Annotated in this window: 24 protein-coding genes and 2 pseudogenes; 12 read left to right on the forward strand and 14 right to left on the reverse strand. The window is 68.7% G+C overall.

Translation table 11 applies throughout. The annotated features are described in order from the left end of the window. Positions 1 to 104 (forward strand): annotated as a pseudogene (locus WCD84_RS13270) (IS110 family transposase); the annotation flags it as partial. A gap of 195 nt (positions 105 to 299) precedes the next feature. Here WCD84_RS13270 and dnaG read toward each other — a convergent pair. From dnaG to rpsU, 4 genes are all read right to left on the reverse strand, one after another. After that, positions 300 to 2030 (reverse strand): DNA primase, encoded by a 1731-nt coding sequence (gene dnaG, locus WCD84_RS13275; protein ID WP_343281667.1) that lies wholly within the window; start codon positions 2028 to 2030, stop codon positions 300 to 302. A gap of 97 nt (positions 2031 to 2127) precedes the next feature. After that, a complete protein-coding gene (locus tag WCD84_RS13280; RefSeq protein ID WP_343281668.1) occupies positions 2128 to 3081 on the reverse strand; it encodes a YihY/virulence factor BrkB family protein in 954 nt (317 codons plus the stop codon). A 225-nt stretch (positions 3082 to 3306) separates the two neighbouring features. Then, positions 3307 to 3753 (reverse strand): GatB/YqeY domain-containing protein, encoded by a 447-nt coding sequence (locus WCD84_RS13285; protein WP_343281669.1) that lies wholly within the window; start codon positions 3751 to 3753, stop codon positions 3307 to 3309. 104 nt (positions 3754 to 3857) lie between these two features. Further along, positions 3858 to 4073 carry a 30S ribosomal protein S21 gene (gene rpsU, locus WCD84_RS13290; protein WP_343254595.1) on the reverse strand — a complete coding sequence of 72 codons (216 nt, stop codon included), beginning with the start codon at positions 4071 to 4073 and terminating at the stop codon, positions 3858 to 3860. A gap of 226 nt (positions 4074 to 4299) precedes the next feature. Between rpsU and tsaD the strand changes: the two genes are divergently transcribed. The 5 genes from tsaD (at position 4300) to WCD84_RS13315 (ending at position 8660) form a co-directional block, all read left to right on the forward strand. Then, on the forward strand, positions 4300 to 5385 hold the full coding sequence (tsaD, locus tag WCD84_RS13295; protein ID WP_343281670.1) for a tRNA (adenosine(37)-N6)-threonylcarbamoyltransferase complex transferase subunit TsaD: 1086 nt from the start codon (positions 4300 to 4302) through the stop codon (positions 5383 to 5385). Positions 5386 to 5412: 27 nt separating this feature from the next. Further along, positions 5413 to 5769 carry a dihydroneopterin aldolase gene (gene folB / locus WCD84_RS13300; RefSeq protein ID WP_343254593.1) on the forward strand — a complete coding sequence of 119 codons (357 nt, stop codon included), beginning with the start codon at positions 5413 to 5415 and terminating at the stop codon, positions 5767 to 5769. Positions 5770 to 5790: 21 nt separating this feature from the next. Next, a complete protein-coding gene (locus WCD84_RS13305) occupies positions 5791 to 7065 on the forward strand; it encodes a mechanosensitive ion channel family protein (protein ID WP_343281671.1) in 1275 nt (424 codons plus the stop codon). Between the two features lie 114 nt (positions 7066 to 7179). Next, positions 7180 to 7686 (forward strand): 2-amino-4-hydroxy-6-hydroxymethyldihydropteridine diphosphokinase, encoded by a 507-nt coding sequence (folK, locus tag WCD84_RS13310; RefSeq protein WP_343281672.1) that lies wholly within the window; start codon positions 7180 to 7182, stop codon positions 7684 to 7686. 140 nt (positions 7687 to 7826) lie between these two features. Continuing rightward, entirely contained in the window at positions 7827 to 8660 is an 834-nt protein-coding gene (locus WCD84_RS13315; RefSeq protein ID WP_343281673.1) for a DUF6159 family protein, read from the forward strand. Positions 8661 to 8740: 80 nt separating this feature from the next. Here WCD84_RS13315 and WCD84_RS13320 read toward each other — a convergent pair whose 3' ends face one another. Then, entirely contained in the window at positions 8741 to 9493 is a 753-nt protein-coding gene (locus tag WCD84_RS13320) for a pteridine reductase (RefSeq protein WP_343281674.1), read from the reverse strand. A 70-nt stretch (positions 9494 to 9563) separates the two neighbouring features. Here WCD84_RS13320 and WCD84_RS13325 point away from each other — a divergent pair, with 70 nt between their 5' ends. Together WCD84_RS13325 and WCD84_RS13330 are read left to right on the forward strand one after the other, a co-directional pair. After that, positions 9564 to 10748, forward strand: coding sequence for a class I SAM-dependent methyltransferase (locus WCD84_RS13325; RefSeq protein WP_343281675.1), 1185 nt, complete (start codon positions 9564 to 9566; stop codon positions 10746 to 10748). Further along, positions 10745 to 11167 carry a VanZ family protein gene (locus tag WCD84_RS13330; RefSeq protein WP_343281676.1) on the forward strand — a complete coding sequence of 141 codons (423 nt, stop codon included), beginning with the start codon at positions 10745 to 10747 and terminating at the stop codon, positions 11165 to 11167. The genes WCD84_RS13325 and WCD84_RS13330 overlap by 4 nt, the downstream gene beginning before the upstream one ends. Here the strand turns inward: WCD84_RS13330 and WCD84_RS13335 are convergent. Then, entirely contained in the window at positions 11127 to 12401 is a 1275-nt protein-coding gene (locus tag WCD84_RS13335) for a multifunctional CCA addition/repair protein (RefSeq protein ID WP_343281677.1), read from the reverse strand. The two genes, WCD84_RS13330 and WCD84_RS13335, sit on opposite strands and share 41 nt — an antisense overlap. 5 nt (positions 12402 to 12406) lie before the next feature. Then, entirely contained in the window at positions 12407 to 14401 is a 1995-nt protein-coding gene (locus tag WCD84_RS13340; protein WP_343281678.1) for a lytic transglycosylase domain-containing protein, read from the reverse strand. Positions 14402 to 14449: 48 nt separating this feature from the next. On the opposite strand from WCD84_RS13340, the gene WCD84_RS13345 reads away from it, so the two are divergent. Then, on the forward strand, positions 14450 to 15250 hold the full coding sequence (locus WCD84_RS13345; RefSeq protein ID WP_343281679.1) for a sulfite exporter TauE/SafE family protein: 801 nt from the start codon (positions 14450 to 14452) through the stop codon (positions 15248 to 15250). A 114-nt stretch (positions 15251 to 15364) separates the two neighbouring features. Beyond that, on the forward strand, positions 15365 to 18226 hold the full coding sequence (locus tag WCD84_RS13350) for a TonB-dependent receptor plug domain-containing protein (protein ID WP_449280127.1): 2862 nt from the start codon (positions 15365 to 15367) through the stop codon (positions 18224 to 18226). Between the two features lie 61 nt (positions 18227 to 18287). On the opposite strand, the gene WCD84_RS13355 is transcribed toward WCD84_RS13350, so the two are convergent. From WCD84_RS13355 to WCD84_RS13375, 5 genes and pseudogenes are all read right to left on the reverse strand, one after another. Continuing rightward, positions 18288 to 18830, reverse strand: a complete 543-nt coding sequence (locus WCD84_RS13355; RefSeq protein ID WP_343281681.1) for a hypothetical protein — start codon at positions 18828 to 18830, stop codon at positions 18288 to 18290. Further along, positions 18820 to 19323, reverse strand: coding sequence for an RNA polymerase sigma factor (locus tag WCD84_RS13360; protein WP_343281682.1), 504 nt, complete (start codon positions 19321 to 19323; stop codon positions 18820 to 18822). Before WCD84_RS13360 ends, WCD84_RS13355 begins: the two co-directional genes overlap by 11 nt. Positions 19324 to 19326: 3 nt before the next feature. After that, positions 19327 to 20052 (reverse strand): hypothetical protein, encoded by a 726-nt coding sequence (locus tag WCD84_RS13365; RefSeq protein ID WP_343281683.1) that lies wholly within the window; start codon positions 20050 to 20052, stop codon positions 19327 to 19329. A gap of 199 nt (positions 20053 to 20251) precedes the next feature. Then, positions 20252 to 20659 carry a hypothetical protein gene (locus WCD84_RS13370; protein WP_343281684.1) on the reverse strand — a complete coding sequence of 136 codons (408 nt, stop codon included), beginning with the start codon at positions 20657 to 20659 and terminating at the stop codon, positions 20252 to 20254. A 7-nt stretch (positions 20660 to 20666) separates the two neighbouring features. Then, positions 20667 to 20786 (reverse strand): annotated as a pseudogene (locus WCD84_RS13375) (GFA family protein); the annotation flags it as partial. Positions 20787 to 21697: 911 nt separating this feature from the next. Between WCD84_RS13375 and WCD84_RS13380 the strand changes: the two are divergent. Both WCD84_RS13380 and WCD84_RS13385 read left to right on the forward strand, forming a co-directional pair. Beyond that, the gene (locus WCD84_RS13380) at positions 21698 to 21853 is read left to right on the forward strand and encodes a hypothetical protein (RefSeq protein WP_343281685.1); all 156 of its coding nucleotides are present in this window, start codon (positions 21698 to 21700) and stop codon (positions 21851 to 21853) included. Between the two features lie 16 nt (positions 21854 to 21869). Further along, positions 21870 to 22232 (forward strand): transposase, encoded by a 363-nt coding sequence (locus WCD84_RS13385; protein WP_343281686.1) that lies wholly within the window; start codon positions 21870 to 21872, stop codon positions 22230 to 22232. A 41-nt stretch (positions 22233 to 22273) separates the two neighbouring features. Here the strand turns inward: WCD84_RS13385 and WCD84_RS13390 are convergent, their stop codons facing one another. Continuing rightward, positions 22274 to 23068 (reverse strand): DUF2071 domain-containing protein, encoded by a 795-nt coding sequence (locus WCD84_RS13390; protein WP_343281687.1) that lies wholly within the window; start codon positions 23066 to 23068, stop codon positions 22274 to 22276. A gap of 68 nt (positions 23069 to 23136) precedes the next feature. Then, positions 23137 to 23616, reverse strand: a complete 480-nt coding sequence (locus WCD84_RS13395; RefSeq protein WP_343281688.1) for an Imm26 family immunity protein — start codon at positions 23614 to 23616, stop codon at positions 23137 to 23139. Between the last annotated feature and the right edge of the window lie 146 nt (positions 23617 to 23762).

Here is a 23762-nt window from a genome sequence, read left to right on the forward strand (position 1 = left end):
GGAAATGCGCCAAGGTGGCCTTGGTTGCCTGCATGCGCGCCTTCCTGGGACAGCTCAACGCCATGCTCAGGGACGGCAAATCCTGGCAGCCAGCCTTGGACTAATCAAAGACAGTTGCTCCCACAGGTGGGGAATCGGGGATCGGGGCTGTGGCCGCTCCAGCAGGTGAAGGGGGCACAAAAAGTCGGCTGTGCTTTTGTGGGAGCCGCTATAGCGGCGATCGCGGTTGCGGGGTGGCGTGGAGGCCACCGGCAGGCCAAGGGCCGGGCCTGGGCCCGTGCAGGCGGGGCTGCCGGGATTCAGACGCTCCGGGCCTGCAGCAGTTCGCGCAGTTCGGCCTTGTCGGCCGCGTCCAGGCCCTCCTCGCGCTGCTTGGCGAGCAGTTCGTCAACGCGCTGGCTCAGGGTCTGGCGGTCGAGCTGGGCGATGGCGTCGAGGAACTCCAGGCGCCAGCCGGCTTCGTCGCCGGGCAGGTCCAGGCTGGCCAGCTTCTGCAGCGCGCCGGCCTCCTCGCGGCCTTCGAAGTGGCCGAGCAGGGTGCCGGTGCCGATGTCCGGGCGTGCGCTGACGATGGCCACCAGCTCGGTCAGCAGTTCGATGCCCGGCTGGCGCAGGGCCACGAAGCGATACGGTGGCTGCAGCTCCAGCGCCAGCTGGGGGCGCTGCAGCAGCAGGGTGATCGCGCCGCGGACCATGCTCCGCCGTGGCGTATTGCCGGCAGGGGCGCGGCGGGCGCGTGCGGCCGGGACATGCACGTTCGATGCAGCCGCGCGCGCGCCCACGCCGGTGAGCTCGGTGAGCCGCTGCTGCATCAGGTCGGCGAAGGCGCCGTCCGGCAGCTGCGCCAGCATCGGCTTGGCGCGCTCGGCCAGCCGCGCCTTGCCGTCCAGCGTCGCCAGGTTGATGCCGTCTTCGGCCAGGCTGTCGAACAGGAACTGCGACAGCGGCGTGGCCTGGGCCAGGCGCGCGTCGAAGCCGGCGGCGCCTTCGTTGCGCACGATGGTGTCGGGATCCTCGCCGTCGGGCAGGAACAGGAAGAAGGCCTGGCGACCGTCTTTCATCCGCGGCAGCACCGACTCCATCGCACGGACCGCCGCGCGCCGCCCGGCGGCGTCGCCGTCGAAGCAGAAATAGACGTCGGGCGCGTTGCGGAACAGCAGCTCGGCGTGGTCGGGCGTGGTCGCGGTACCCAAGGTGGCCACCGCCTGGGTGATGCCGTGCTGGAACAGCGCCACCACGTCCATATAGCCCTCGACCACGACCAGGCGCTCGATCTTCTGGTTGGCCTGGCGCACCTGCCACAGGCCGTAGAGTTCGCGGCCCTTGTGGAACAGCGGCGTCTCGGGCGAGTTGAGGTATTTGGGCGAATCCTCGGCCTTCAGCACGCGGCCGCCAAAGGCGATCGCGCGGCCGCGGCGGTCGTGGATCGGGAACATCACCCGCTCGCGGAACTTGTCGTAGACGTGGCCGCGGTCGTTCTTCGACAGCATGCCAGTGCGCTCGAGCAGCGACACCCGGCGCGGGTCGGTGCCGAGCGCGTCCTTGAGCGCGGAGAAGCCGCCCGGCGCATAGCCGATGCCGAACTGCTCGCGGATGGCCGCGTCCACGCCGCGGGCGTCGAGATAGTCCTGGGCCTCGCTCCCGGACATCAGGGCGCCGCGATAGAAGCGGGCCGCTTCCTCGAGCACCGTGTACATGTCGCGGGTGTCCGGGTTTTCGTTGACCTGGCGCGTTTCGCGCGGGACTTCGATGCCGGCGCGCTTGGCCAGCTCGTCGATCGCGTCAAGGAACTCGAGCCGGTCGAAGTTCATCAGGAACGAAATCGCGGTGCCGTGCGCCCCGCAGCCGAAGCAGTGGTAGAACTGCTTGTTCGGCGACACCGTGAACGAGGGCGAGCGCTCGTCGTGGAACGGGCAGCGCGCCGAATACTCGCGGCCCTGGCGTTTCAGCGGCACGCGCGCGGCGATCACCTCGACGATATCCGTGCGGGCGAGAAGGTCGTCGATAAACGCGTCGGAAAGGCGTGCCATGGCTGCCGCCATGATCGCATGCACACGCACACGTAGCCGCCTGCTGCCGCGCCCAGCCCGCGTCTGCCCCGATAGCGGCTCCACAACGCGGTAGCCGCTATTTCGGCTCCTGCAATCGGGAGGACGACGCGTCGCCCCGGTCACCGGCATCCGAGGCCAATCCCCGCCGCGCCGCGCGCGCTTCAAGCCGCTGGCGCACGTCGCTGAGCCGCCAGCGCTCATCGATCACGGCGGTGATCATCGCGCCCACGAAAAACACCACCGCCGCGTAGTACAGCCACACCAGCAGCACCACCAGGGTGCCCATCGAACCATAGGCGCTGCCGGGGGCGGCCTCGGCGATGTACAGGCCGATGGCCCAGCGGCCGAGCACGAACAGCAGCGCGGTCAGCAGGCCGCCCAGCAGCGCCTGGCGCCATCGCACGCGGCGGTCGGGCAGGTAGTGGTACATCAGCGCGAACGCCAGCGCATACAGCACCAGCGCCGCCAGGTTGCCGAGCACCGGCAGCGTCGGCGAGCCGCCGAACATCACCTCGAGTGCCGTGGTCAGCGCCGCCGAGACCAGCAGCAGGAAGCCCAGCGCCAGCACCACGCCGAAGGAGAACACGCGCTTGCGCAGCCAGGCCCGCAGCCCGCCGCGGACCTTGTCGCCGGAGGTGTGGAACACCAGGTTGAGCGTGCCCTGCAGGCGCGCGAACACGGCGGTGGCGCCGAAGAACAGCAGCCCGGTGCTCCACAGCCCCGCCAGCGAGCCGATGTCCGGCTCGGCGCGGGCATTCCGCAGCACGGTGTTGGCGACTTCGCCCGCGCCCGTCCCGGCGATCACCTGCACCTGTTCCAGAAGCGCGTCCTGGGCGGCGGGGTAGAGCGAGGCCGTCAGCCACAGCAGCAGCACCAGCAGCGGCGCCAGCGACAGCAGCGCGAAGAAGGTCAGCGAGGCGGCATGGGTCAGGATGTCGACTTCGACGAAGCGCTGCGCGATCGCATACGGGAGCGACTGCTGCAGGCGTTCGAAGCCTGCTTTCAGGCGCCCGGTGATGAGTTCAGCCATGGCGCGCAGGATGCGGCCGGTGCTGTGCACGTGCCGTGGCGGTGCATTCAAATGGTTCTGTGGGAGCGGCTATAGCCGCGATCCGGTATCCCGCAAGCCCGATCGCGGCTGTAGCCGCTCCCACAAGAGCCTGGTGGAGGCCCCCCACAAGAGCCGAGTAGCTGCGCCACTAGGGGCAGCTGCGCCACTAGGGGCCAGTGGCAGGTCCTGCAAGAGGTCTACGAATCAGCCGGCGAGGGACTTCTTGACCAGCGCCGACACCTGGCCCATGTCGGCCTGGCCGGCAAGCTTCGGCTTCAGCACGCCCATCAGCTTGCCCATGTCGGCCGGGCCGCTGGCGCCGGTCTCGGCGATGGCGGCGTCGATGGCGGCCTGGACTTCGGCTTCGCCCATCTTCTCGGGCAGGTAGCGCTGGATGACCTCGATCTCGGCGCGCTCGATGGCGGCGAGGTCCTCGCGGTCCGCGGCCTCGAACTGGCTGACCGAGTCCTTGCGCTGCTTGACCATCTTTTCCATGGCGGCCAGCACCTGGGCGTCGTCGAGCTCGACGCGTTCGTCGACCTCGCGCTGCTTGATCGCGGCGTTGACCAGGCGGATCACGCCCAGGCTGGCCTTGTCGCCGCTTTTCATGGCGGCCTTCATGTCTTCGGTGAGGCGCTGCTTGAGGCTCATCGTTGGTTCTCCGTTTGCATCAACACAAGAAGCCGGCGACGCTTGCGCGTGCCGGCTTCAGGGATGGATCACGACCGCGGCGCAGGACGCGCCGGCAGGCCGGATCAGTACATGCGCTGGCGCTTGGTGACGTCGCGCGAGGTGCGGCGGACCTGGCGCTTCACCGCGGCCGCGGCCTTGCGCTTGCGCTCCTGCGTCGGCTTTTCGTAGTACTCGCGCTTGCGGGTCTCGGCCAGCACGCCGGCCTTTTCGCAGGTGCGCTTGAAGCGGCGGAGGGCAAACTCGAAGGGCTCGTTTTCGCGGACTTTGACGCTGGGCATTGGGAATCTCTGGGTTCGGGGTGCGCCGGTTTCCCCCCGGCGAGCCGCGTATGATAGCCCCGTCTCCCACGCGGCGCAAATGTGCCGGTCCGGGCCGCAGCCAGGGCTGCTCCTGCGGGGCCGGCGGATGTTGTAGGAGCCGCTATGGCGGCGACCGCCCCCCGTGGAACCCAACCCGCGCCATTCGCTCCCCGACCCACCCCACAGACCCACCCGCCCGAACCCCATGATCGTCCTCGGAATCGAAACCAGCTGCGATGAAACCGGCGTCGCCGTGTACGACACCGGCCGCACCGGCGCGGCCGGGTTGCGCGCCCACGCGGTCTACAGCCAGATCGCCCTGCACGCCGAGTACGGCGGCGTGGTGCCCGAGCTGGCCAGCCGCGACCACGTCCGCAAGCTGCTGCCCCTGGTCCGCCAGACCCTGGCCGAAGCCGGGCTGGGCGTGGGCGACCTCGAGGGGGTGGCCTACACCGCCGGTCCGGGCCTGGTCGGCGCCCTGCTGGTCGGCGCCGGGGTGGCGCGCTCGCTGGCCTGGGCGCTGGAGCTGCCGGCCGTGGCGGTGCACCACATGGAAGGCCACCTGCTGGCCCCGCTGATGGAGGCCGATCCGCCCCAGCCGCCCTTCGTGGCCCTGCTGGTCTCCGGCGGCCACACCCAGCTGGTGGCGGTGGAGGCCATCGGCCGCTACCGCCTGCTCGGCGAGACGCTGGACGACGCCGCCGGCGAGGCCTTCGACAAGACTGCCAAGCTCATGGGCCTGCCGTATCCGGGTGGGCCGCAGCTGGCGGCGCTGGCCGAAACCGGCACGCCCGGCCGGTATGCGTTCCCGCGGCCGATGACCAATCGCCCGGGCCTGGATTTCAGCTTCAGCGGCCTGAAGACCCAGGTGATGCTGGCCTGGCGCGCGAGCGACCAGTCCGACGCCACCCGTGCCGACATCGCCCGCGCCTTCGAGGATGCAGTGGTCGACACCCTGGCCATCAAGTGCGAGCGCGCGCTGGACGCGGCCGGTTGCGACACCCTGGTGGTGGCCGGTGGCGTCGGCGCCAACCGGCGCCTGCGCGCGCGCCTGCAGGCGATGGCCGCGAAGCGCGGCGGCCGCGCCTGCTTCCCGCGGCCCGAACTGTGCACAGACAACGGCGCGATGATCGCCTTCGCCGGCGCGCTGCGCCTGGAAGCCGGGCAGCGCGCGACCGACGCGGTGCACGTCACGGCGCGCTGGGACATGGCCACGCTGCCCGAGGTCACTTCGGTGCCGGCGACGCTGTTCGCTCCCGACGCAACCGGGGCCAGCGCGCCACCGCGTTAAGCTGGCCCGCCGCCCGGACCGCGCGCCATGGACCACGTCTTCATCGAAGGCCTCGAGATCGAGGCCCTGATCGGCATCTACGACTGGGAGCGGCGCATTCGCCAGACGCTGGTGTTCGATCTCGAGATGCGCTTCGACAACCGCGTGCCCGCGGCCACCGACGACATCGCCGACACCCTGAACTACAAGGCGGTCAGCCAGCGCCTGGTCGAGTACGTCTCGCAGTCGGATTTCGGCCTGGTGGAGACGCTGGCCGAGCGCTGCGCGGAGATCGTGTTGCAGGAGTTCAACGTCGATTCGCTACGATTGAAGCTCGGCAAGCCCGGCGCCGTGCGCGGTGCGCGCGCGGTCGGCGTGGTCATCGAGCGCCGCCGGGCCGGCTGATCCGCCCACTCTGGAGATTCCATGCAATTTCGACTTGAAGCCCTGCGCGAGACGCTGGCGCCGTATCCCTGGGCCTATTCCCTGCTGGTCCTGACGGCGCTGCTGCTGGTGGCGTGGCTGGCCAACCTGGTGACGAAGCGGATCCTGCTGCGCGGCCTGCGCCAGGTGCTCATGCGCGTCGCGGCACTCGCCGGGCACGCCGGAAACGGCTCGATCAGCCGCATGCGCGTGGTCTCGCGCCTGGCCAACGTGGTGCCGGCGCTGGTGATCGGCAGCGGCATCGCGCTGGTGCCGGACCTGTCGCCGGGGCTCGTGGCTTTCATCACCGGCCTGTGCCGGGTGTTCGTGATCTTTACCGTGGCGCTGGCCTTCGGCCACGCGCTCGACGGCGCCAACGAGGTTTACGAGCGCCGCCCCGACGCGCGCAACAAGCCGATCAAGGGCTACCTGCAGGTCGCGAAGATCATCGCCTTGGTGATGGCGGCGCTGGCCTCGGTCGCGCTGCTGGCCGGCGTGGACCTGGTGCACGTGCTGACCGGCCTGGGCGCGGCGAGCGCGGTGCTGATGCTGATCTTCCAGGACACCATCCTGTCGTTCGCGGCCAGCCTGCAGATCAGCGGCGACGGCCGGGTGCGCATCGGCGACTGGATCGAGATGCCCAGCCAGAACGCCGACGGCGACGTGATCGACATCGCCCTGCACACGGTCACCGTGCAGAACTGGGACAAGACCATCACCACGGTGCCCACGCGCAAGCTGATCTCGGACTCGTTCAAGAACTGGCGCGGCATGACCGAAGCTGGCGGCCGCCGCATCAAGCGCGCGATCTACCTGGACCAGCACAGCACGCGCTTCCTCGACGCCGACGAGATCGCCGGGCTGCGGCGCTTCCGCCTGCTCGACGACTATCTTGGTGGCAAGTCGAGCGAGCTGGAGGCGTGGAACCACACCCTGGGCGAGCGCGGCAGCGAGGCGGTCAACCGGCGTCGCGTCACCAACCTCGGCACCTTCCGCGCCTATGTGCTGCAGTACCTTCGCAGCCACCCGGGCATCCACCAGGACCTGACCCTGCTGGTGCGCCAGCTCGATCCCACCCAGGCCGGCCTGCCGCTGGAGGTCTACTGCTTCACCAACGACACCGCCTGGGCGGCCTACGAGGGCGTGCAGGGCGACATCTTCGACCACCTGCTGGCGATCCTTCCCGAGTTCGGGCTGCGCGTGTTCCAGGCGCACAGCGATGCACCGGTAGAGGTGCGCCTGCGCCGCGAGGACGGGCCGGTCGCCGCCGCCGACTGAGGGACGCAACCGACCCGATCGCAAAGCCGTGTCGCGTGCGCCGCCGGGTGTGCCCGGCGCTCGCGCGCGGGCCGCCCGGTGCGCGATCATGAGCGCCCCCACGGAGTGCGGCCCATGCCCATCGCCTGCCTCAGCCTCGGCAGCAACGTCGATCCCGAACGCCACGTCGCGATCGCTTTCGCGGCGCTGCGCGCGCGCTTCGGCGACATCCTCGCATCGGCCGCCTACCGCACGCCGGCGGTGGGTTTCGAGGGGGCGGACTTCGTCAACGCCGCCGCCGTCATCGACAGCGACCTCGATGTGCATGCCTTGAACGACTGGCTGCACGCGCTTGAAGACGCCCACGGCCGCGACCGCAGCGGCCCGCGCTTCGGCGACCGCACGCTGGACATCGACGTCGTGCTGTTCGATGACCTGGTCTGCAGCGGCCCGGGCAATCTGCGCCTGCCGCGCGGGGAGCTGCGCCACGCCTTCGTGCTGCGGCCGCTGGCGGAGATCGCGCCCGAGGTGATCGAGCCGAGCAGCGGGCGCACGCTGGCCGAGCTGTGGGCAGGGTCGGACGAGCGCGGCGTGCTGATGCAGGAGGTCGCGTTGCCGGTGCAGAACGATGTTCCCGCGTGATCGCTGCTGACAGCCGGTACTGACCCGGCACGTACCCGGTCGGTCACACTCCGCGCGCTGGCGCCGTCATGGGGACATGCGTTGGACGAAGCGGCCAATCGGCGGTTTCGGGGCGCAGCACGCAGACGGAGGGAGAGGCCATGTTCGAGAAGTTCTCGCGCAGCTGGGAAATGGTGAAGGCAAGCGCGGCGGTACTGCGCTCGGATCGCGAGCTGATGCTGTTTCCGGTGCTGTCCGGGCTGGCCACGCTGCTGGTGCTGGCGAGCTTCGCGCTGCCCACGCTTGCCCTGCGCCTGTTCAGCAGCGGCCTCAGCGTTGGCGGCGTCCTGCTTGGCTTCGCCTTCTACTTCTGCACCTACAGCGTGATGATCTTCTTCAACTGCGCGCTGGTGGGCGCGGCGATGATCCGCCTGGACGGCGGCGACCCGACGCTGGCCGATGGCTTCGCCGCGGCGCGCTCGCGCCTGGGCGCGATCTTCGGCTACGCCGCGATCGCCGCCACCGTCGGCGTGCTGCTGCAGTCGATGAAGGCGAAGGACAACAATTTCATCGTGCGCCTGGTCGGCAGCGGCCTGGGGCTCGCCTGGACGCTGGCCACTTTCCTGGTGGTGCCGGTGCTGGTCAGCCGCGACGTCGGCCCGATCGATGCGCTGAAGCAGAGCGTCACCCTGCTCAAGCGCACCTGGGGCGAGAACGCGGTCGGCCAGGTCGGCATCGGCGCCGCGTTCGGCCTGCTGAGCGGCGGCGCGGTGCTGGTCTCGGTGCTGCTGGTGGTGCTGGCCGCGCAGGCGTCTATGGCGCTGGCGGTGGTGGTCGGCGCGGTGTGCCTGGTGGGCGTGCTGCTGCTGGGCGTGTATCAGGCTGCGCTGACCGGCATCTACTCGGCGGTGCTGTACCGCTATGCGATTTCGCATGAGGTGCCGGAGGCGTTCCGCGGCACCGGCATCGCCACGGCGTTCGCGCCGAAGCGCTGAAGCCAACGTCGCAAGAGTCTGCGCTTGCAGGCTCCGGCCCGACGGACGCGCATGCCAGTCGGTGTCGCGCGTTCGTCCGGCTACGGCCCGCGCCCGCCGTCCACTGCCAGCACGCTGCCTGTCGTATAGCCGGCGTCGCGCAGCAGCCACAGCACCGCGCCGGCGATCTCTTCCGGGGTGCCGGTGCGGCCCAGCGGGGTCATCGCCAAGAGCCGCTCCTGCAGCTCGGGATCGATGCCTTCGTCCGGCCACAGGATCGCGCCGGGCGCCACCGCATTCACCCGCACTTCCGGCGCCATCGCGACGGCCAGCGCGCGGGTCGCCGCTTCCAGCGCGCCCTTGCTGGCAACGTAGGCGGCGAGGTCGGCGCGCGGCGCGCGCGCATAGACGTCGGAGATATTGACGATTGCGCCGCCCGCCGCGCGCAGGTGCGGCGCCGCCGCCTGGGCGAGGAAGAACGGCGCGCGTGCGTTGACCGCCATCATCGCGTCCCAGTGAGCGGGATGGATGCTGCCGAAGGTGGCGGGGGCGAACGCCGAGGCGTTGTTGACCAGGGCATCCAGCCGGCCGAAGCGGCCCACGCTGCGCGCCACCAGCTCCGGCAGCCGGTCGAACTCGGCAAGCTCGGCCTGCAGCGGCAGCACGCTGCCGGCGCGCGCGGACTCAAGCTCTGCCGCCAGCGCAATGGCCGCGGCGGCGGAGTCGCGGTAATGCAGCACCAGGTCGTAGCCCTCGGCGTGCAGGCGGCGCGCGATGGCGGCGCCCAGGCGGCGCGCGGCGCCGGTGACAAGCGCAACGGGATGGCCTCCCGGCATGGCTGGCTGCGTACTCATGACACGACACCATAACGTCCCGCGGCGCGCGTTTCCGTATCCTGTCGCGCGTTACGCACCGGAATCCCCAATGCCCCTTCCCCCGCTTGATCCCGACGCGCAGGCGCACAGCGAGCGCCTGCGCGGCCTCATCCACGCCGTGATCGCCGATGCCGGCGGCGCGATCCCGTTCTCCCGCTTCATGGAGCTGGCGCTGTATGCGCCGGGCCTGGGCTATTACAGCGCCGGCAGCACCAAGTTCGGCCGCGCCGGCGATTTCGTCACCGCGCCGGAGCTCGGCAGCCTGTTCGCCGAATGCGTGGTCGAAGCGCTTGCGCCGCCGCTGCGCCAGCTGGGCGCGGACAGCAGCTTCCTCGAGATTGGCGGCGGCAGCGGCGCCTTCGCCGAGGGCGCGCTCAGGCACCTGGCGACGCTGGATGCGCTGCCGGCGCGCTACGCCATCCTCGAACCCAGCGCCGACCTGCGCGAACGCCAGCGCGAGCGGCTGCGCGCGCGGCTGCCCGAGGCGCTGAACGCGCGCGTGGAATGGCTCGACCGGCCCTTCGACCAGCCCTGGCAGGGCGTGCTGTTCGCCAACGAGGTGATCGACGCGCTGCCCACCCCGCGCTTCGTGATCCGCGGCGGCGAGGTCATGGAGGAGGGCGTGTCGGTGGCCGCCGACGGCGGCTTCGCCATCGTCGAAGTGCCCGCCGATGCGCTGATGGGCGCGGCCGTGCGCCACGTCGAGCGCGAGCGCGACGAGGGCGCCTTCCCCGAAGGCTACCGTTCCGAGCTGCTGCCGCAGCTGCCGTACTGGATCCAGGCGGTGATGGGCCCGATGGAGGCCGGCGCGATGCTGTTCATCGACTACGGCTATCCGCGCCGCGAGTACTACGCGGCCACCCGCGATCGCGGCACCCTGCGCGCCTTCCATCGCCATCATGTGGTCGACGATGTGTTCGCGCGCGTGGGCCTGCAGGACATCACCGCATCGGTGGACTTCACCGCGCTGGCCGAGGCCGGTACCGGCGCCGGCTTCGACTTCGCCGGCTACAGCAGCCAGGCCATGTTCCTGATCGGCAACGGCCTGGAGCAGCGGCTGGCGGCGCAGGAAGAAGCCGCCGCGAACGAGACCGCGCGCTACGCACTGCGCCGCCAGGTGCAGCAGCTCACCCTGCCCACGGCGATGGGCGAGCGCTTCCAGGCCATGGGCTTCGAGCGCGGCGTGCCGTTCGAGGCCGCGTTCCTGGCCGGCGACCTGAGCTTCCGTTTGTGAACCGGCCGCGCGTGGGGCGCTCGCTCAAGGCGCTCCGCCACCCTTGGGCATGGTGCGCGCTGTGGTGCCTGGCGATCGCCGTGGTGGTGGTGTTTTCGCTGATGCCCGCGCCCGACCTGCCGGACGCGCCGGGCAGCGACAAGCTGCATCACTTCATCGCCTACTTCGCGCTGGCCGCAAGCGCGGTGCAGCTGTTTGCGCGCTGGCCGGCGCTGCTGGGAGCGGGCCTGGGCCTGGTGCTGCTGGGCATCGGCCTGGAGCACGGGCAGGGCGCGCTGACCGGCACCCGCATGCCCGACCGCTGGGACGCACTGGCCAACACCCTGGGCGTGATCGCCGGCCTGGCCACGCGGCTGACGCCGATGCGCGACCTGCTGCTCAGGCTGGAGGCGCGCCTGCTGTCCCGCGCCCGGGGCTGACGTCGCCCTTGCGCAGCGTGCGCGCGGCGGCGATCGCCGCGATGCGCGCTTCGCGCAGCGCGGCACCGAAGGCGGGGCCTTCAAGTTCCTGGTCGACGATGTTGGCGCCGGTCACCGCGGCGGCGGCGTCGCGCAGGCGCACCAGTTCCCCCGCCTGCGGATAGGGCAGGTCGGCGAGGCCCGCGCGGCCGCGCTTGTCGGCCTCGCAGGTGGTGGCCAGGCGGCGGATGCGGTCCGGCTTGCGGAAGCCGTCGCAGCGCGCAAGCAGGTCATGCACGGTCTGGTCGCGCAGCTCGGCCAGGCGGTGCACGTTGAGGTGCTCGCGACAGGTGATCACGCCGAGGTCGCGATGCGCCGCCGGCACCCGCAGCCGCTCGCACAGCGCGCGCACCGGGGCCACGCCGCGCTGCTCGTGCTGGATGTGCCTGGGCAGCTCGTCGGCCGGGGTCAGCGCCTTGCCGAGGTCGTGCACCAGCGCCGCGAAGCCGACCTCGTCATCGCCCGGCGCCAGCTGCGCGGCCATGTCGCACACCAGCTCGATGTGCACGCCGGTGTCGATCTCGGGGTGGTACTCCGCGCGCTGCGGCACGCCGTAGAGCGCATCGACTTCGGGCAAGACCACGGCCAGTGCGCCGCAGTCGCGCAGGGTGCGCAGGAAGGCCGATGGCTTGGGCGACCGCAGCGCGCGCACCAGCTCCTGCCAGACGCGCTCGGGTACCAGCTCGGCGAGCTCGCCGCCGGCGACCATGTCGCGCATCAGCGCCTGGGTCTCGTCGGCCACGCTGAATCCCAGCGCCGCGAAGCGCGCCATGAACCGCGCCGCGCGCAGCACGCGCAGCGGGTCCTCGGCGAAGGCGGGGCTGACGTGGCGCAGCACGCGGATCTGGAGGTCGTGCGCACCGTTGTACGGGTCGGTCAGGCTGCCGTCGTCGCGCTCGGCGATGGCGTTGATGGTGAAATCGCGGCGGCCCAGGTCGTCCTCCAGCGTCACCGATGGATGCGCATCCACCACGAAGCCGCGGTGCCCGCGCGCCGACTTGCGCTCGGTGCGTGCCAGCGCGTGCTCCTCGCCGGTGTCGGGGTGCAGGAACACGGGGAAGTCGCGGCCGACGGGCTTGAAGCCAGCCTCCAGCATCGCCTCCGGCGTACTCCCGACCACCACGAAATCCCTGTCGCCCGCCGGCAGTCCCAGCAGCCGGTCCCGAACCGCCCCGCCAACGAGAAACGTCTCCATGCCGGCTACTCCCCCGATGACCGGATCGCGGCTGTAGCCGCTCCCACAACAGCAGCGGGGCACGCGAACGCTTTGCGCACTGCGCCGCTGCGGCCGTGCATGCGGTCGCTTACCGGCACCGCGTTGCCGTCCAGGCGCCAGTCGTAGATCACGCTGAAGGCGAGCACGCGCGCCACGTAGTCGCGGGTTTCCTTGTAGGTGAGGGTTTCGATCCAGAAGTCGGCGTCCATGCCCGGACGGTCGGCCTGCCAGCGTGCGGTCGGCGTGGGGCCGGCGTTGTAGGCGGCGATGGCGACGTAGGGCAGGGTGTATTTGTCCTTCATCTCGCGCAGGTAGGCGGTGCCGATGCGGACGTTGGTGGCGGGATCGAACAGCGACTCCGCGCCCGACCACGGCATGCCCAGCCGGCGCGCGACGCCGGCGCCGGTCTCGGGCAGCACCTGCATCAGCCCGCGGGCATTGGCCGGTGAGCGCGCACGCGGATTGAACACGCTCTCGGCGCGGATCTCGGCCGCGACCCAGGCCGGATCGAGCTGGTTGCGCGCGCTCTCGCCGCGGATCAGCTGGTCGTGGTGCAGCGGGAAGCGCAGCGTATACAGCCGCAGCTCGTCGGGCTTGCGCTCGCCGCCGGCGTTGACCAGGCCGAACACGCCGCGGTCGAACCAGCCGTTGGCCTGTGCGATCTCCACCGCCATCTGCCGCTGGCGATCGCTGAAGCGCGACAGCGCATCGCGCCACTCCCGCGTCGCCCATGCGGCGCGATTGATGCGGAACAGCGCCATCGACCGCTGCATCGCCGGGTCGGCGGCGACGGCCGCCTTCTCGGCCGCAGTGCCACCGTGTTCGAGCGGGCACAGCGCGTACGGCTGGTCGATGCGGTCGGCGGCAAGGAAGCCGTGGAAGTCGGCATCGCGCGCCGCCGCGGCATACAGCGGCCGTGCGCCGGCACGGTCGCCGGTGAGCTCGTGCAGGCGCGCGGCGAAGTAGGTCCAGCGCGAGTCGCTGCGCTGCGCGTCGCCCATGCGCCTGATCGCCGCAAGCGCCGCCGGCCAGTCGGAGCGTGACAGTGCTTCGCGCACCCGCCATTCGTGCAGGCGCGCGTCATAGGCGGCTTCAGGCACCGCCGCCAGGCGCCGTGCGCCGCCGTCGTGGTAGGACGCCACCGTCCACAGCGCGACCTGGTACAGCACGCGGTTGCGGTCGGCGTCGGTGAACTGCAGCGCCTGCGCCACCTGCGGCAGCAGTGCCTCGGCGGCGTCGGGATTGGAGCGTGCCAGCGTGGCCAGGCCGTGCGAGGCGGCCAGGCGGCTGCGCGCGTTCTTCGGCCAAGCCGCCGCGCTTGCATCGGCTCGGCCAAGATAGGCCGCGTAGGCCTCCGCGTGCTGGCGCGCGTCGGCGGGCAGGCCGCGCGCGGCGGCGCGCACCACGCCGGGCTGGCCCTCGGCGATCGCGGCCTCGATGCGCGCCCAGCGCAGGCCGTCGTCCATGCCGCCGCGTTCGGCCAGGGCGTCGAAGACCGGGTCGCAGGCATCGGGCTGCGAACGCCCGGCACCGCGCCACAGCTGCTGCACTTCGGTCGTCCATGCGGCATCGGCTGCACCGGTGCGCAGCCGCGCCTCAAGTTCGCTGCAGGCAAGCGCCGCCGAACCCGTGTCCGGCACCCAGGCCGCGCGGAACGGACCCCAGGCCTTGCGCCGCGCCAGCTCGCCCAGCCACGCCGCCCGGAACGTGTCGGCCACGGCCTGGCCGCGGTGGCGATCCAGGAAATCCAGCGCCTGCGCGGGCGTCAGCTTGGGGAGGTCTCGGCGCAGCCGCGCGTAGCCGATCCAGCCCTGCAGCGGATGATCGGCGCGCAGCGGCGGGACCGGCTGGCCGATCTCGGCGGCGGTGAGCGCGCGCCGTGCGAGGTCGTCGTCGGGCAGCGCCTGCGCCTGCACTGCGACCGGAGCCGACAGCGCAAACGCCGCGGACAGTAGGATGGCGATCGTTCCTTGCAGCATGCGGGGACTATATCGAATGGACCGGGCGCCCATGCTGAAGGAGTCGATGTGATCGAAGGGTTCTGGATGTTCCCGCTGCTCGGCATCCTGGCCGGCGTGCTGGCCGGCCTGCTCGGCATCGGCGGCGGCCTGGTGCTGGTGGCGGCGCTGGCCTGGCTGCTGCCGCTGCAGGGCGTGCCGGTGGACATGGCGATGCACGCCGCGCTCGCGACCTCGATGGCCAGCATCGTATTTACCGCACTGTCCTCGGCGTGGTCGCACCACCGGCGCGGCAGCGTGCTCTGGCCCACGGTGGCCTGGATGATGCCGGGGCTGGCGGTCGGCGGCGTGCTCGGCAGCCAGGTCGCCGTGGGCCTGGACGGCATCGTGCTGCGCTGGATCGTGGCCGGGTACTGCCTGCTTGCCGGCGCGCAGATGGCGTTCGGCGGCGCGCGCGCCGACAGCGGCCGCGACGTGGTCCCCACCGGCCTGCCGATGACCGCGGCCGGCACCGGCATCGGCGCGCTGTCGGCGGTGGTCGGCATCGGTGGCGGCAGCATGACCGTGCCCCTGCTGGTGTGGCGCGGCGTGCGCCCGGTGCGCGCGGTCGGCACCTCATCGGCCTGCGGCGTGGCGATCGCGATCGGCAGCGCCCTCGGCTACGCCTTCAACGCCCCGCCGGGCGGCCTGCCCGCCGGTGCGGTCGGCTACATCTACCTGCCGGCCGCGATCGGCGTCGCGGTGACCTCGGTGCTGGCCGCGCCCTGGGGCACGCGGCTGGCGCACGCGATCAGCGGTCCGACGCTGCGCCGGGTGTTCGCCGTGTTCCTGGTGGCGGTGGGGCTGAGCCTGGTGGTGCTGCAGGGCTGAGCACCCTGGGTAAACCCGGGGGCTTGCCGGCGTTTTACATTCTGTTTACAAGTGGGCTGCCGACGGCACGGGGGCAACGGGACGGCGTACAGCCACCAGGAGAGCTCCATGGCCATGCCCCCGCGTCGCCTTCTCGCAGTCGCCGTCTGCGCTGCGCTGCCCTTTTCGTTCCCCCTCGCCGCTGTTGCGCAGGACGCGCCCGACGCCATCACGCTTGATTCGGTCACCGTCACCGGCTCGCGCATCAAGCAGTCCGCGCTGGAAACCCACGTTCCGGTGCAGGTGCTCAGCCGCGAGGACATCGACCGCAGCGGCTTCAAGTCGGTCGCCGACGTCGTCCAGAACCTGACCGCCAGCGGCGCGGCGCTCAACACCAAATTCAACTCCAGCGGCAACTTCGGCTTCCCGCCCGATGGCGGCGGCGTTGGCGCGGGCGCGGCCACGGTCGACCTGCGCCACCTCGGCCCCAAGCGCGTGCTGGTGCTGGTGGACGGCATCCGCTGGGTCAATGAATCCTCCGGCTCCGGCGTGGGCTCGGCGGTCGACCTCAATACCATCCCGCTGTCGCTGGTGGACCGCATCGAGGTGCTGGAAGACGGCGCCTCGTCGATCTACGGCTCCGACGCCATCGCCGGCGTGGTCAACATCATCACCCGCCGCAACGTGCAGGGCGGCGACATCGAGCTGCACTACGGCACCTATGACGACCTTGGTGGCGACACCTGGGGCGTCGACATGGGCTACGGCGGCGGCAGCGACCGCGTGCAGTGGTTCGCCGGCGCGTCGTACTTCAAGCAGGAAGAGGTGTCGTCGCTGGAGTACGGCCCGGCCAGCATCCCGGTGCCCGGCACCGGCCTGTCCAACGGCAGCTCCGCCACGCCGCAGGGTCGCTTCGTCTTCATGGATCCGAACACCGGCCTGGTGCACGACATCACCCCCGACACCGGCGCCACCGATCCGACGTTCGCGCCCGGCCAGGACTGCGTGCGCAGCGACGACTTCCACTGCTTCGCCACCGCCGACCGCTTCAACTTCGCGCCCTACAACCTGCTGCTGACGCCGTCGGAGCGCAAGACCGTGTTCGGCCAGGTGCGCTTCGCCTTCAACGACAATCTCGGCGGCTACGTGCGCGCGCTGTACAACGAGCGCCAGTCGGCGAACCAGGCCGCGCCGGAGCCGTTCTTCCTCGGCACCGACGCCGGCATCTACAACCACTGGGGCGAAAGCAGCCTGGTGATCTCGGCGCTCAACCCCTACAACCCCTTCGGCTTCGACCTCACCACCGTGGGCGATGACGCCAACCTGTTCCTGCTGGGCCGCCGCCCGGTGGAAGGCGGGCCGCGGCGCTACGAGCAGGACGTGGAGACCTGGTACGTGGCCGCCGGCCTTGACGGCACTTTCAGCGTGCGCGAGCGCCCCTGGGACTGGGACATCAACGTCGTGCGCAGCGAGAGCAGCGCCGAGCAGGCCAACTTCGGCAGCTACAACCTGCGCCGCATCAACGAAGCCCTGGGCGACCCCGCGGCCTGTGCCGGGATCGACGGCTGCGTGCCGCTGAACGTGTTCGGTGGCGTGGGCACGATCACGCCGGAGATGCTCGGCTTCATCCAGCCGGTGGTGCGCGACGAAAGCGAGAACAGCCTCACCCTGGCCTCTGCCAACCTCACCGGGTCGCTGGCCGAACTCCCGGCCGGTTCGCTGGGATTCGCCGCCGGCTACGAGTACCGCAAGTACGAAGGCCGCTACCAGCCCGACCCGATCACCGTGGCCGGCGAATACAACGGCGTGCCGTCCGGCCCGACCGCGGGCGACTACGACGTCAACGAGGTCTACCTCGAACTGGCCGTGCCGCTGATGGCCAACCCCGAACGCGGCAGCGCGCTCGACATGAGCATCGCCGGCCGCTACTCCGACTATTCCACCTTCGGCGGCGAAAGCACCGGCAAGCTGGGCTTGCGCTGGCAGCTGGCGGAGGAGTTCGTGCTCCGCGGCTCGTTCGCGCAGGGCTTCCGCGCGCCGTCGATCGGCGAGCTGTACGGCACGCTGTCGCGCTTCGACGCCACCCTGGTCGATCCCTGCTCCGGCGCCGCCAACGCCGTGCGCCCCGAGTGCGTGGCGCAGGGCGTGCCGGCCGACTACGTGCAGACCAACCCGCAGATCTCGGTGGTGACCTCGGGCAACGCCGACCTGCAGCCCGAGACCAGCCGCAGCCTGAACCTGGGCGCCGTCTGGAGCCCCTCGTTCGCGGCCGGCACGTCCTGGTCGGAGCGCATGGACCTGGGCCTCACCTTCTACAAGCACACCATCGAAGACGCCATCCAGGCGCCGGACGCGCAGGTCATCCTCAACCGCTGCGTGTTTGAAAGCGATCCGTTCTCGTGCGCGTCCTACGACCGCAGCGAGCGCGGCCAGATCGTCCGCTTCGACGACATCCTCGACAACCTCGGCACCATCCGCACCGACGGCTGGGACCTGAGCCTGGGCTGGCTGCTGCCCCAGCGGGGATGGGGCCAGCTGCGCTTCGATGCCAAGGCGACGCTGGTCGGCGAGTACGAACTGGTGAACGAGTCCGGACAGGCCGAGCCGCGCGCGCCCGGCATCGAAGTGAACAACAGCGCCATCCCCGAGTGGACCGGCAACGTGTCCACGCAGTGGAGCAAGGGGCCCTGGGCGGTCGCCTGGAACGTGCGCCACATCGACGACCTGCGCGAGTCCTGCGGCGGCGCCAACGGCTTTGCGATCTGCGACGACAGCGCCAACGACATCAACCACCTGGACGCGACCACCTATCACGACCTGCAGGCGTCCTGGAACAGCGATGCCTGGATGCGCGGCCTGCGCGTGACCCTGGGCGTGAACAACCTGACCGGCGAGGACCCGCCGATCTGCCTGAGCTGCTCGCTCAACGGCTATGACGCGGCGACCTATGACCTTCCGGGGCGGTTCTTCTACGCGCGCCTGGGACTCAGGTTCTGAGCCAGGATGGCGGGCGTGGCCCGACATGGGGCCACGCCCGCCGCACGCCGACCGCAGCGGGTCATTCCGAAAGCCGGTCGCGCTCCACCCGCAGGCTCCCCACCCGACGGGTCAGCTGCCAGGTCCTGAGCACCGCGTAGGGAACGTAGGCTGCGCCGGCAATCAGGAGTCCGGTGACCAGGCGCGGGTGATGGATGGCCGGAAGCGTCAGGAACGCCAGCGGGACCAGCAGCACGCCGCCGGCGAGACCGCACCACAGCGTTGCCATCACGAATTTCGCACGCCGCATCTCCGCGTCGATCATGCCCACGAGCCCGCCGGCGGGCAGGCCGAACAGGCGATAGCGCTGGCGGATCAGCAGGTATGCCACCTGCCAGGCCACCACCACCGAACTGGCCACGAGCAGCCATGGTCGCAACTCGGGCTGCCGCGTCCACGCCCATGCCGACAGCACCAGCGCCACCAGTGCACCCAGCAACTCGCCCATCAGCCCGAGCCGGTTCCGCCACCGGTATCGCCGCAGGCGCGCCCGCAGTACAGCGGGATCAGGCGCGTCCGCCGCATTCCACTGCGCGGCAAGATCAACCCAGTCGTCATTGTTCATTGTCGGCTCCAAGGATGCCTCGCAATTGCTGCCGCGCCCGGCTCAGCCGCTGGTCCACGGTGTTGTCGGCCACGCCCAGGATCCCGGCGATTTCGCGGTTGCCGAACCCTTCCAGCACAAGCAGCACGCACTCCCGCTGGCCGCCGGGCAAGCCACGCACCGCCTCAAGCAGGCGGTTGCGATCCTGCACGCCTCCGGCATATTGGTCCGGGCGCATGGCGGTCGATTCCAGATCTTCGTCGAGGCTGGCGGCATCCATCCGGCTGGCCCGGCGCCTCACGTGATCGAGCGCGGTGAACTGCGCGATGCGGGCGACGAAGGCCTTCAAAGGACCATCGCCGCGGTATGCCGGCAGCGCCTTCCACAGCGCGACCGACATGTCCTGCACCAGGTCATCGCGGGCAGCGCCTGTCCGCGTGTATCCGGATGCGATGCGGAACAGCATCGCCCCGTGGTCGCGCAGTGCGACATCGATATCAGGGGTCGACGTCAACGCTCAGGCTCCCTGCACGCGGTCGAAAACGTCCCGATACGCCGCATACCCGATGCACAGGCCCGCAGGCAGGAATACCAGCAGCAGCAAGGGCATCCAGGTCAACCCGGCAAGCATCAGGGCCATCAGCAGCGAGTAGAACACCATCGGCTGCCAACACCGCTTGAGCAGGCGGGCGTTCTCGACCACGGCAGACCACAGCCGCAGCCCGTCGAGGATCATCCGCGGTCCGACAAAGAACAGGAACAGCATGGGAACCGCCCCTGACGCAAGGACGCCGGCCAGTTGCACCTTCGAAAGCCCGATGCCGGCAATGTCTCCCGCAGCCAGGGCGCCCGCCTGCGCCGGGCTCCCGATCAGCGCGGCCATCGCCACCTGGACGGAGAACACCAGCAGACTCGCCAGCGCCAGCCCCGCGACCTGGCGCCAGCGCAATACGATCTGCCGGCCGGTCATCCCCGGCGAAAACCCGTGGCGGCGCAGCTTGCAGTCCAGCATGACCAGCACCCATGCGGATACCGCCGGCGTCAACAGCTTCGACAGCACAATGCCGGCCCAAGGAGTCAACTGGACAAGCGCCTCAAAGACGATCGGAGACAACGCCAGCAACAAGATCCGCACGGGCGCCTCACGATAGATCCGCCAACCCGCCGCACACCACGCGCCAACCCGGGTCCACCGCAGCTCTTCCTGCCCGGAATCGAACATCTCGCCCCGCATGCCTGCCATTTCCATATCCATCCCCGTCACAGCCCAAGTTATCGACTACAGACGAGGGCTGCGGGGAAAACCTGACAGGCAGCTGCGACCGGAAGGACAGGCTGGGGGCGGCAATGCCGAATCCGGCACGCGCATCGGCAGGCTGACCGACCGGGCAGTGATCCACGTCCATGGAGATGGCTGTGGCCCGCGAGCCACAGGCCGCGCCTCAGGGTCCGTAGATCTTTGGAAAATGCCGGGCAATGTGTCGGTCAAGTTCACCGCCGACTGAAAGCTGCTCGAGCACAAGCGCACAGCTCCGGTCGGTCACGATTTCGTTGATATATTCATTTCGCTCGGGCTGAGCCAGTGCAACTTCCCTGTTCTTGCGCCTGATGTCATCCCAGTCGCTGGCTGACAGATAAGAGCTGTTTCTGCGCTTCATGCTCTCAAATGACCCGGTAATGCCTGCCGCGGTTGCGGGGTAGCTCGCAGCACACTTGCGAACGAGATCGTCTGTGAAATGGAGATTGAAGGCGCCCATGGCAGGCCCCGTGGCCTGCCCATGAGACAGGCCTGGCGCACAAAGCACCATCAGCGCACAGATGGAGATTGCAATATTGCGAAGATTCATCATCAGCAGCCTAAGACTCGCCCCGATCCGAGGGATGGTTGATGCCGTCCTCGATTGGGACGTACGGAATGGCGAGCGGACTGACACTCTCCAGGCAAGCAACGTTGTAGCCGTACTGCGTCGGGTGGGAACCGGCTTGAACGCATTGTTGGGCCACCGTTTGACAGCATAGGGAAGCTAGATTTTGCACTTGTGGCGTGCCATTGAGCTCGCGATTGCCTCGTGGCTCGTCGATTGACTCACCACGGCGCTATTCAACTCTGCGCATATCCTGCGGCGCGACATTCTCTGCAGGGTGCCACCGAGTGATCGGTCTTGGAAAGTAACTTGAAGCAAGGGTTCCCTAACCATTCTTTCCGGCCTCTCGAGCAGTCCCTGGCGAAACTCGATGGAGGCCGTCGGCAGGGAGAGATTGAGCTGGCCTTGGCCCATTGACGCACCGGTCACGTGGGCCTCTACGTCGCCTTGCGCTTTCGATTCTTGAGCGCTCCGAACTCGCACTTCAGGCTTAATCTCCCGATCCAAAACTCGCGATGCAACAGGAGGTTCGCCTTCTATGTCTGGAGCTTTGGCTCGCTCTATCCAGACAACTTGCAATGAAGCGACCTCGGTGCCAACTGTTGCTCTTCCGGCTGGGTCAGCGAAGATGAGCAGCAAGACGGCGCCACACGCCCCTGCCGCAGCAGCAATGGCGGAAACAGCGCGGTCCAAGCATTCACTTTTTGATGCGAATCGAGACAGTCCCGCAGCCCTCCAGGGCGGCCTAACGCCTTAGGCTTGACTTCCCCCTAGCCTAAGAGCCGAGAGCCCGGCGTGCGCGCCCGATAACGCCTCGGTGTCAGACCACCGTAATTCAGCAGGGGCCGCAAGCCGGATCTCGCGCCCTGCGCCCGAACAGTTGCTCGAGGTTGCCCTCGAACCGATAAGCGTGGGCCTCGGGCGCGATGCTCTCGACCACTCGACTGTAACGGAGAATCGGGATGACGGCAGCAGGGATCGACGTGTGCAAGGCCAGCCTGGATCGGGCCGTGGGTGGGTGCCATGCTGCAAGCGCAGAAGCAGCAGACGACCATGGCGCCTGCCTCGGTCCGCAAGCTGGCGGCGCGGACCATTGCCGCCCTGGTCCGGGAGCTGGCCGCGATCGAGAAGGCGATGAAGGCTTTGATCAACGAACACGCCACGCGTGCTGCGTTCTAGCAAGGGCCTGGGGCCCTTGTTCCAGGCCACCGTCCTCGCGCTGCTGCCCGAGCTCGGCCACCTCGAGCGCAGGCAGATCGCCAAGCTCACCGGCGTGGCGCCGATGAACCGGGACAGCGGACAGGGCCAAGGCAAACGACGGATCCGTGGCGGTCATGCTCCGGTCCGCGTTGCGCTGTACATGGCCACGCTCTCAGCGGTGCGCTGGGACCCAATGATGAGGGCGCATTGCCAGCGGCTGAGAACGCGCGGAAAGTTGGGCAAGGGGGCGTTGGTGGCGTGCATGTGCAAGCTGCTTGGGATCGTCAATGCGGCGCGACGAGCTGCGGAACGAGGCCATGGCACTGGCGTGAGCGGAACGCTTCAAGACAGTTGCTGAATTAAGCCGCGCCGCGAAGCGGTGTCGGCTTGAATGAACTGTTAGACCTCTGGCCTGACAATTCTTGGGGGAAGGTAGATTGTGAACTCGTTGATAGGTTCGAGGAGAACACTGTGAGGATCTTGCTGCTCAGCGAGAGACACAAGTCCAAGACGATCCAACAGGCCAAAGTTTGCACTGACTAAGCTAGCTTGTGTAACGGCAAGTTGCTTGTGCCAGACATGATAGGTGCCCAGCTTCCCATCACGGCGGTGATAGAAGCCACGTAGCGGATGAGTCAAGTAAACCAGTCCTGTCTCCACGTCCGGGAAGCCCGGCAAGGACAGCTCTGGGTCCGGTCTGCCAATGAGTTCAACACTCGCGGGTGCCCATTTCGCTTTCGTTTCCATTGCGTAGCGCAGATACGAGCCAGCACTATCTTGTTGGCAGTAAAACCGAACCTGTCCGGAGTACCAAGGCAGGTTCCAGAGGCCGTAAGGAATAAGCCTGGTCCAAGAATCCAGCGTTGTTCCAATGAACCAAACGCATTTCTCACCGGTGCTCGTATCAACGATGTAGATACGGTAGTTTGTCTGCCCCATGCGAAATTTTGGGAACGGATAAACAGCAGATGTGAAGTCAACATCTACGAATGGCACAACCGAAACCAAGGCCCGCTCTTCTCCGTCCAAGAGCACGGTGTCCAACTTGAAACGATCTGGCATGACCCCAGCGAAGCGAGCTGGATCAAACGCGTAGGTGATGATTGCAAAGTGCTGGAGTTTGCACAGGACATCGACGCCTTTCGGCGCGGGGCGAGCATGCAGGTAGTTGGATAGCCTGAGAGCGTCTTGCATAAATGCCTGGAGAGGTCTAACACCTGAGTTAAGCCGCGCTGCGAAGCGGAATCGGCTTGAATGAACTGTTAGGCCGCACTGTCAGCCAACGCCTGCGCGCGATGTTGGATGATGACATAGCCCCATGTTGGGAAGCCTTGCAAAGTGACTTGCTCTTCCGGAGTTGCGTTGCGTAGGAACTCATAACCTTTCATAAGCAGACAGTTCTTTCCAGGTGATTCGGATAAAAAATAGTCTGGTTCTATTTTGTCTGCCTCAAGAGGGCGATTACCGAGAATGACCCCGCCTGTCTCGAGGACGGAACGTAGATGAATCTGGGCTTGTTCAACAGTTTTTAGACCGCGTAGGTCGTCGGCTCGTGGTGGCGTTTTACCGATCCAATTCATGAGGCCTACGATAAGCAATGATCTAGCTCCCGTCTGGCCGGGCTGGCGCAAAGCTATAACGCGGCCGCAACCATAGCGATCGCCAGAAATCGGAATTGCCCAGAAATCGCCTGGCCGAAGATGAGCGGTACTCTTTGGCTTGAACGGAAAGCGAGTAGTCATGTTGATCGATGTGCGGCCTAACACTCAAGTTAAGCCGAATTGCAGCGCGTAGCCGGACACATGGCAAGCTTTCTCTGCCATGTGGTTGGCGTAGCGATGCAATTTCGGCTTGAACGCAATGTTAGGCGCCACCTGCGAGCGATACA

The organism is Luteimonas changyuni (assembly GCF_039548395.1).
GTDB lineage: Bacteria > Pseudomonadota > Gammaproteobacteria > Xanthomonadales > Xanthomonadaceae > Luteimonas.

Excerpts from the sequence above, each read along its gene's own strand:
- dnaG (WP_343281667.1), bottom strand. The coding sequence starts at position 2,030 with ATGGCACGCCTTTCCGACGCGTTTATCGACGACCTTCTCGCCCGCACG.
- WCD84_RS13280 (WP_343281668.1), bottom strand. The coding sequence starts at position 3,081 with ATGGCTGAACTCATCACCGGGCGCCTGAAAGCAGGCTTCGAACGCCTG.
- WCD84_RS13285 (WP_343281669.1), bottom strand. The coding sequence starts at position 3,753 with ATGAGCCTCAAGCAGCGCCTCACCGAAGACATGAAGGCCGCCATGAAA.
- rpsU (WP_343254595.1), bottom strand. The coding sequence starts at position 4,073 with ATGCCCAGCGTCAAAGTCCGCGAAAACGAGCCCTTCGAGTTTGCCCTC.
- tsaD (WP_343281670.1), top strand. The coding sequence starts at position 4,300 with ATGATCGTCCTCGGAATCGAAACCAGCTGCGATGAAACCGGCGTCGCC.
- folB (WP_343254593.1), top strand. The coding sequence starts at position 5,413 with ATGGACCACGTCTTCATCGAAGGCCTCGAGATCGAGGCCCTGATCGGC.
- WCD84_RS13305 (WP_343281671.1), top strand. The coding sequence starts at position 5,791 with ATGCAATTTCGACTTGAAGCCCTGCGCGAGACGCTGGCGCCGTATCCC.
- folK (WP_343281672.1), top strand. The coding sequence starts at position 7,180 with ATGCCCATCGCCTGCCTCAGCCTCGGCAGCAACGTCGATCCCGAACGC.
- WCD84_RS13315 (WP_343281673.1), top strand. The coding sequence starts at position 7,827 with ATGTTCGAGAAGTTCTCGCGCAGCTGGGAAATGGTGAAGGCAAGCGCG.
- WCD84_RS13320 (WP_343281674.1), bottom strand. The coding sequence starts at position 9,493 with ATGAGTACGCAGCCAGCCATGCCGGGAGGCCATCCCGTTGCGCTTGTC.
- WCD84_RS13325 (WP_343281675.1), top strand. The coding sequence starts at position 9,564 with ATGCCCCTTCCCCCGCTTGATCCCGACGCGCAGGCGCACAGCGAGCGC.
- WCD84_RS13335 (WP_343281677.1), bottom strand. The coding sequence starts at position 12,401 with ATGGAGACGTTTCTCGTTGGCGGGGCGGTTCGGGACCGGCTGCTGGGA.
- WCD84_RS13340 (WP_343281678.1), bottom strand. The coding sequence starts at position 14,401 with ATGCTGCAAGGAACGATCGCCATCCTACTGTCCGCGGCGTTTGCGCTG.
- WCD84_RS13350 (WP_449280127.1), top strand. The coding sequence starts at position 15,365 with ATGCCCCCGCGTCGCCTTCTCGCAGTCGCCGTCTGCGCTGCGCTGCCC.
- WCD84_RS13355 (WP_343281681.1), bottom strand. The coding sequence starts at position 18,830 with ATGAACAATGACGACTGGGTTGATCTTGCCGCGCAGTGGAATGCGGCG.
- WCD84_RS13365 (WP_343281683.1), bottom strand. The coding sequence starts at position 20,052 with ATGGCAGGCATGCGGGGCGAGATGTTCGATTCCGGGCAGGAAGAGCTG.
- WCD84_RS13370 (WP_343281684.1), bottom strand. The coding sequence starts at position 20,659 with ATGATGAATCTTCGCAATATTGCAATCTCCATCTGTGCGCTGATGGTG.
- WCD84_RS13380 (WP_343281685.1), top strand. The coding sequence starts at position 21,698 with ATGCTGCAAGCGCAGAAGCAGCAGACGACCATGGCGCCTGCCTCGGTC.
- WCD84_RS13390 (WP_343281687.1), bottom strand. The coding sequence starts at position 23,068 with ATGCAAGACGCTCTCAGGCTATCCAACTACCTGCATGCTCGCCCCGCG.
- WCD84_RS13395 (WP_343281688.1), bottom strand. The coding sequence starts at position 23,616 with ATGACTACTCGCTTTCCGTTCAAGCCAAAGAGTACCGCTCATCTTCGG.